The 7238-nt window shown below is 39.8% G+C and carries 7 protein-coding genes; 1 reads left to right on the top strand and 6 read right to left on the bottom strand.

What is annotated here, in order from left to right; translation table 11 throughout:
• Positions 1-132 precede the first annotated feature (132 nt).
• Positions 133-1323: a metallophosphoesterase gene (locus tag RDS42_RS10275; protein ID WP_308783585.1), complete on the top strand. Its 1191-nt coding sequence runs from the start codon at positions 133-135 to the stop codon at positions 1321-1323.
• Here RDS42_RS10275 and RDS42_RS10270 read toward each other — a convergent pair.
• The 6 genes from RDS42_RS10270 to RDS42_RS10245 form a co-directional block, all read right to left on the bottom strand.
• Positions 1309-1647 carry a hypothetical protein gene (locus RDS42_RS10270; RefSeq protein WP_308783584.1) on the bottom strand — a complete coding sequence of 113 codons (339 nt, stop codon included), beginning with the start codon at positions 1645-1647 and terminating at the stop codon, positions 1309-1311. The two genes, RDS42_RS10275 and RDS42_RS10270, sit on opposite strands and share 15 nt — an antisense overlap.
• Positions 1648-1755: 108 nt before the next feature.
• Positions 1756-2817 carry a hypothetical protein gene (locus RDS42_RS10265; RefSeq protein ID WP_308783583.1) on the bottom strand — a complete coding sequence of 354 codons (1062 nt, stop codon included), beginning with the start codon at positions 2815-2817 and terminating at the stop codon, positions 1756-1758.
• Positions 2818-2821: 4 nt separating this feature from the next.
• Positions 2822-4330, bottom strand: a complete 1509-nt coding sequence (locus RDS42_RS10260) for an amino acid adenylation domain-containing protein (protein ID WP_308783582.1) — start codon at positions 4328-4330, stop codon at positions 2822-2824.
• 13 nt (positions 4331-4343) lie between these two features.
• Positions 4344-5930 carry an MBOAT family O-acyltransferase gene (locus RDS42_RS10255; RefSeq protein ID WP_308783581.1) on the bottom strand — a complete coding sequence of 529 codons (1587 nt, stop codon included), beginning with the start codon at positions 5928-5930 and terminating at the stop codon, positions 4344-4346.
• Positions 5931-5933: 3 nt separating this feature from the next.
• Positions 5934-6161 (bottom strand): phosphopantetheine-binding protein, encoded by a 228-nt coding sequence (locus RDS42_RS10250; RefSeq protein WP_308783580.1) that lies wholly within the window; start codon positions 6159-6161, stop codon positions 5934-5936.
• 66 nt (positions 6162-6227) lie between these two features.
• Positions 6228-7055, bottom strand: a complete 828-nt coding sequence (locus RDS42_RS10245; protein ID WP_308783579.1) for a GNAT family N-acetyltransferase — start codon at positions 7053-7055, stop codon at positions 6228-6230.
• Positions 7056-7238 lie beyond the last annotated feature (183 nt).

The following is a 7238-nucleotide window of genomic DNA, read 5'->3' as shown; positions in this document are numbered from 1 at the left end:
TAAGATATCATCCCTGAACCTGTCCTTTTTTACCTGTGTCACAAAAGTTTGGTCTGTCCAATATCATGTTCAGTTCTTGCCAGATCTGCTGTGCAGTATTATAATTAAAAAAAATTTACAGGGAGTGGTTCTATGGCTGCAATTTTTTTTGCACCTCTTTATGTACTGGTCAATCTCTATATTGTCCGTTGGATATTCCTGTGGACGGGATCCTGCAGCACATTTTTTCAGTCCATTGGATTCCGGATTGTTTTTTCAGGAATCTACCTTGTTTTTTCCACCAGCCTTCTTACCGGTTTTCTGGTAAAAAAACCTGCCCCTCTCCGAAGAGTTTTTAAAATTATGGGGAATTATTTTCTTGGATCCTTTCTTTATATTTTTATTGTAATACTGACCGCTGATATAGGCAGATATATTCTGCAGAATAGTTTTCATTTATCCTGGTTAAAAACACGGAGCACCTTTGTTCTGTGCGGAGGAATATGTACGGTTTTGATCGTAGTAATAAGCCTTTACGGTTTTTTTCACGGATCAAAGATCAAGACATCCACATATCAGATTTCAATTGATAAAAAACCTCCAAATATCAGCAGCCTGAAAATTGCCTTTTTTGCAGATTGTCATTTCGGCTACAGTACCGGACTTTTGCAGGCAAAAAAAATCTGCCGGAAGATCAGTCAGGAACATCCTGACCTGATCTGTATCGGAGGAGATATTTTTGACAATGAATATGAAGCAATACGTCATCCTGAAAAAATTCAGAAAGTACTCGCGTCTATGCAGTCCAGATATGGTACCTATGCCTGCTGGGGAAATCATGATCTGAGCGAACCAATACTTGCCGGGTTTACTTTTCCTCAAAATCCAGATACCCTTCTGGATCCCCGCATGAAAATTTTCGTTGAAAAAAGTAATATTCATATACTGGAAGATGAAGTTTTGCTGATAGATCATTCCTTCTATCTGGCTGGCAGAATGGATCCTGACTTCGCCCGAAAAACATCCAGAAACAGAAAAACTCCTGCCCAGCTTATAAAAGATCTGGACAGGAGTAAGCCTGTTATTATTCTGGATCATCAGCCAAAAGAGCTTCAGGAGCTGGCAGAGGCAGGCGCAGATCTGGATCTCTGCGGACACACCCATGACGGCCAGATGTTTCCCGGAAATATCATTACACGGTTATTCTGGAAAAATTCATGCGGATACCTTCAAAAAGGCAGCATGCATAATATTGTTACCTCTGGGACAGGCATCTGGGGTCCTGCCATGCGTATTGGCACAAACAGCGAAATCTGTATCATAGAAATATCATTCAGGAACTAAATAAACCCTTCCGTCTCCGATCTCCTCCAGAATCACGGTTCTGGACGGAGATTTGTTTTTATGCAGTTCTCTGTTTCTGTCTCCCGGTCCCTGTTTCCATGGCATCACTTTCTTTAGCAGAGGGCGACAGCCGCTTCCATAGCTCAATACATTTTTATTTCCCGTCTCTGTCGTTTTCTGAATTTTCCCCTCTGAATTACGATTCTGCTTTGTAAGAGTGTTCTCTTCCCATACCATTTCTTTTTTATTTCCGCCAAACAATCTGGCTCCAAAACAGATTACAGCAGCAACTATCACACGGAAAAACTCTTTTAATCCTCTCATAAAGATCCTCCCTATTTTTCTGCCTGTCCCACCGGGCTGCGCCTTCCCAGCAATGTTTCAGGTACTATAACTCTATGCAGGACATTTAGAAAGATAGAACCAGAAAATTTATTTTTCGGACGTCAGCTGCTCTTCAAATACTTTTAATTCTTTTTTATATTCTTTTAAATCTGCGTTTAATAATTCCGCAGTTTTCTCAGAGCACTGGTTTCGTGGAAGATCCGGATAATTTTCTATGAGATAATCTCCAAGATATTTTGTAGCTTTCTGCGCGCCTACCGGATTCAGATGATGTGGATCATAAAAATCTTTTTCCCAGTCAATATTTATTTCTTCCAGCAGCTCTTCCAGATTAAAATCAATATAATCCGCTCCACATTCTTCGGTCAGTTTTTTCGCAGTTAAATACCGGCCATATGTCCAACGGTCATCCGGCATATTCACCACAATAACCTTTGATCCCTGAGATTCACAGTATTCAATAATATCCTTGTAAAAAGACCAGGAGTCTTCATTCTCTTTCTCCGGCTCTACATTTTTATCTACATGATCCCTTGCATCGATCGCCTTTGCCCGATAAACCGGATACTGGCCTCTCATGATATCATGACGGTATTGCAGATTATACAGATCCGTCCAGCGAAGCTCTTTCCACCTGTCGTGATAACGGAGCAGCGGAAATATATAATCAGCCATATGCTGAGAATCACTTCTCTTCACTATTTCAGAAATCACTTTTAATTTATCCAGCGAAAATCTTTTAAAATCCATACCTCTCCGCAGATAGGGCTCATAAACATTATAATTATATTCAAGGAAAAGGCTGGTAATTCCCATGACCACTACCTTTGGCTTCTGGTAACGGTAGGCATCTTTAATATTCAGCCAGGTCACCGGCGGCGCCTGAACCGTACTTGCACGAGTGTGAGCTACAATGCCATAATCCTCCCATAATTCTAATGGGGAAAATCCCACCAAAAGCGTACTGCTTCCGGCGATCAGCACATCCACGGTATTTTTTTCTGTTTCATAAAAGGTTCTGTTCTGGTCTGTATCCTGTTTATAATACGGGATAAACAATTTTCCCAGGAATATAAATATCATCATAAAAGCAACTATGACGATCATACATCGGACCGGAACCCATCTGTTCTTTTTTTCTTTCCACATATCCCTAATTCATCTTTTCTCTTAATTCATTCATGTTGATTTTTCCATTAAAGTTCAAAGGCATATTTTCCAAATAGCAGAACTTTCTGGGTATCATAAAGTTAGGCAGACGTTCCTTCAAGTGTCTGGCAATTTCTCTGGAAGAAACTTCTTCACCTGTGTAAAACAGCCAGATCTGTTGTTTCTCTTTCTTATACAGACATACAGCCTGACGGATCTCCGGCATAAGAGCTGCTGCCGCCTGTATTTCGCCCAGTTCTACTCTATGTCCCATATGTTTTATCTGATCATCTTTTCTTCCGCAGAAAATAAGTTGTCCCTGTTTATTGATCCTGCCAAGGTCACCGGTTTTATATACGATCTCATCATAAATAGGATTCAGAGGATTTTTTACAAATACTTCTCTTGTTTTTTCTGGATTTCTATAATATCCCAAAGCCAGCGAAGTACCCTGTACATAAATCTCTCCCACTTCCCCGGAAGCCGCCTCTCTGCCGTCTTCTGTAATGAGAAGAATATTTGTATTGCGGAATGGCTGTCCAATAGGAAGATTTTCTTCTTCCGTTACTAAATGATCTACCTTATACCAGGTACAGCTTGCAGTAATTTCTGTAGGACCATAATGGTTTACAAAAACAGCTTCCGGAAGATTCTCCTGCCATATTCTAAGATGTTTGCATGACATTACAGAACCTGTAAAAAATACTTTTCTCACAAATTCAGGGCGTATTTCTTCAAATGTGCCCAGTTCCGAACATAAAGTCAGAGCGCCTGTTACCCAACATATAGTTGTTACCTTATTTTCATTCAGGTACTGAAACAGACGGACCGGCATTGAAAAATACTTTTTAGGAATAAGAACTGTTGAAGCCCCTGTTTTCAGAGGAAGGTAAAGATCCCGCAGTGCTGCTACATAATCCAATGGAGACTGATTTCCAAAAATCTCCTCTTGGCCAATGTCAAAAGTTTCAGAAAAAGCTTCTATATAATCGATCAGCTGTCTGTGAGATTCCACTACTCCTTTTGGTATTCCAGTGGAACCAGAAGTAAATATCACATATGCCGGATCCACATCCATTACCTGACTGCGGACAGCTTCCAGCCTTTCAGGACATTCTCTGGCTTCTTCCATATCCCTGGTTGAAATAATCTTCCCTGTAAATTCCAGTTCTTCTGCAGCCTGACGATATATTTCATCTGTCACCATAATATCCGCCTGCACTGTATCCAGGATCAATTTCAGACGATATTTCGGAAGTTCCAGATCAATAGGCACATAAAAGCATCCACTGTAAAGAACTGCAAAAAACAATTCCGGAGTAGTAACTGTTTTATCTGTAATAACAAGTACAGGCTTTCTGGGAGAAGTGTATTCCGTAAGAAAACTTCCCCATCTGCGTGCTGTCACAAGCGCTTCGCGAAAAGTGATTTCATTATTTTCATCTCTGTACAGCACTTTTTCTGCAAAACACTTCTGAGCCTGCTCCAAATATTCCAAAATATTGATGATCATACTCTGTCCTCTCTTAAAATCCTCTGTAAATAAATGATTTTGCATCATAACCTATTCCATAAATTCCAAAGATCGCAATAGCAAATATTCCAACAAGATAAATGATCCAGCGGAATACCGCATTCTGTCTGGCGATCAGTTCACGGACACTGTATCCGCATTCCTGAATTGTACTGATCACAATCCAGAAAATGAGACAGATTCCCAGAAGAATAAAATCTTTCTGTGTCAGACCCAGGGTAAAAATTCCTCCGTTAAAAAGAACTCCCGGATTAAAGTCAAGACTGTGTCTCATCATCCAGACAGCCGCCCCAAAGCTGGCTCCTCTGGAAAAGAATCTTCCGATCACGATCAATATAAAGGTTCGAGTGATCTGAAACAGCTTCCAGCTGAATGCCTTTGTATTGATCCGCAAAAGCTCCGTCAGACGGACAATATAAGGCTCAAAAAGAATTCCGCCTATAATGAAAACTGCCTGATAAAGACCATAGGCAATATATTTAAATTCCGCCCCATGCCAGACTCCGATCACAAAGAACGTTATAAGCTGGGCAAAAATTACCGGAACCTGCTTTCCAATCCTGTCTCCTAAAAGTTTCCTGGAATTTTTCCCCAGTTTTCCAAAAAACTTAGACAGAGAAATGGGATAAAAAATATAATCCCTGCACCATGCACCCAGAGTAATGTGCCATCTTCTCCAGAATTCCGGAATACTGGTTGCAAAATATGGTCTCTTAAAGTTAAGAGTAAGGTCGATTCCAAATATCTGGGAAACACCTCTGGCTATATCCATTCCTCCGGAAAAGTCTCCATATATCTGGATCGTATACCCAATCACACCAAGGATCGCATAAAATCCTGTATATTCTGTATAACGGTCAAACACCTGATTTACAAAAACAGCAACTCTGTCTGCGATCACCAGTTTTTTGAACCATCCCCACATCATAAGCTGGATGCCAAACTTCACCCTTTCATATTGAAAAGAATGTGGTTCATAAAGCTGTTCTGCCAACTGGTCATATCTGCTGATAGGACCCTGGATGATCTGGGGGAACCAGGATACGAAGAGCCCAAATTTTGCCAGATTCCTGTCGGCTTTGTACTGTTCCCGGTAAATGTCGATCAAATATCCTAATGACTGAAAAGTATAAAAAGAAATACCCAGAGGAATCAGGATTCCTGCATCAAAATGAAGCCAGTCCAGATTCAGTGCCTCTGAAATCATATTGATATAAACCTTGAAATACTTGACAAATGCAAGAATTCCCAAATTAAGCAGCAGCACTGCCAGCAGAATCCATCTCTTCTTTTTCTCATAGCCGGCTTTTATTTCTTTCTTTTTCTTCCTGTCAAGTTCTGCTTTGTGCTCTTTCACATATATCTTATATTTGTCTGTCTGGCTTTCTATTAACAGACCGCCGCAAAAAGTAGTCACCGTAGTAAAAAGCAAAAAAACATATGTATGGGGACTGGATAAAAGATAAAAGATTTGGCTTGCAGCCAGCAGGATGCACCATCTATATTTAGATGGACATAAAAAATATGCTCCTGCAGCTGCCGCAACAAAGATAACAAAATTAAGTGATACAAAAGACATGGCTTACTCCTGTAATGATTCTATCAGCGCTACAATAGCCTCTACGGAATTGAAATTCTCCGGAATCAGATGCTTTACAGAAATATTGATGTCAAACTCATCATTCAGTTCACCTACCAGCGCTACTACATCCAGAGATTCCAGCTCACCGTCATCAATAAGCTTCACACCTTCGCTCAGGTCAATGTCAGGACGTACATCCATTAAAATTTCGATTACTGTTTCTTTCATTTTCATTTCCTCTTTTTCTTTCTTTTTATTTTTTCAGAGCTTGTATTCTCCGAATAATATCTTTTATTATTTCTGGATATAAGAACGGGATATCGTTCCATCAGACTGGAATCCAAATTTTTCACTGGCACAAATAACTGCCCGGTTTTTCTCATCACACCATTGGATCACATATCTGCATCCCTTTTCTTTTAATATAGAAAAGCATAATCTGTATAATTCCGAAGCAATTCCCTGTTTCCGAAGCTCTTTGCTGACAGTTATAAGCCATATAGAACCTGTTCTGCGATTTTCCAGCTTTACTCGTGCCACACCGCAAATTTTTCCCTCTTTCCATACAGTGATAAGCTCTTTTTCTTCCAGCATTTCTTTCAGTTTCTTTTCTTCCGGTATGGTAGAATTATAAATATCCATAATCTCCCAAAGCTCATAAATTGCCGGTATATCCTCTTCAGAAGCATATTTCCAGGAAAGATCCTGCCGCAGGTTTTTCCTGTCTAATGGTATCAGATCTTTTTCCTGTATTTCAGCCCGGATCCTTATATTCTTTACATATGGGCAAAATCCCGCAGCTTCTGTTTTTTTTCTAAGCTTCTGTATATGAGAATCTTCTTTTTCCTCTCGATAAATACATTCGATCAGCTGTGTCCTGTCTTCTTCCGGCAGAACGATCTCCGCCTCTTCCGAAATATAGAAATAAAGCTTACAGAAATCTTTTTCCTTTACAGAAAAAACAATCCCGTCTTTTTGCTCTTCATAATACAATTTTCCCTCATCTATGTGAGGTGCCGCTTCACCTGGAAGCATCATATGATTATACACCATATCCGGGATTTTTTCCTGATATTTGTTCAAAAGATCCCAATATTGATCAAGTTCTAATATTTTCTTCATAAATCCATTCCTGCAAAATATTTATAATTAGTGTAATACGAAATAAATTGGATGTCAATCACTATGAATCTTTTCTGGTCGCAAAAAAGCCTTCAAGCATAATCTCTTGAAGGCTTTTAATGAGGCATCGGGGATTCGAACCCCGGACAACTTGATTAAAAGTCAAGTGCTCTACCAACTGAG

Source organism: uncultured Blautia sp., from assembly GCF_902497045.1.
GTDB lineage: Bacteria > Bacillota > Clostridia > Lachnospirales > Lachnospiraceae > Blautia_A.
Note: the sequence above shows the minus strand (reverse complement) of the source record. Positions and strands in the feature narration are given on the sequence as shown.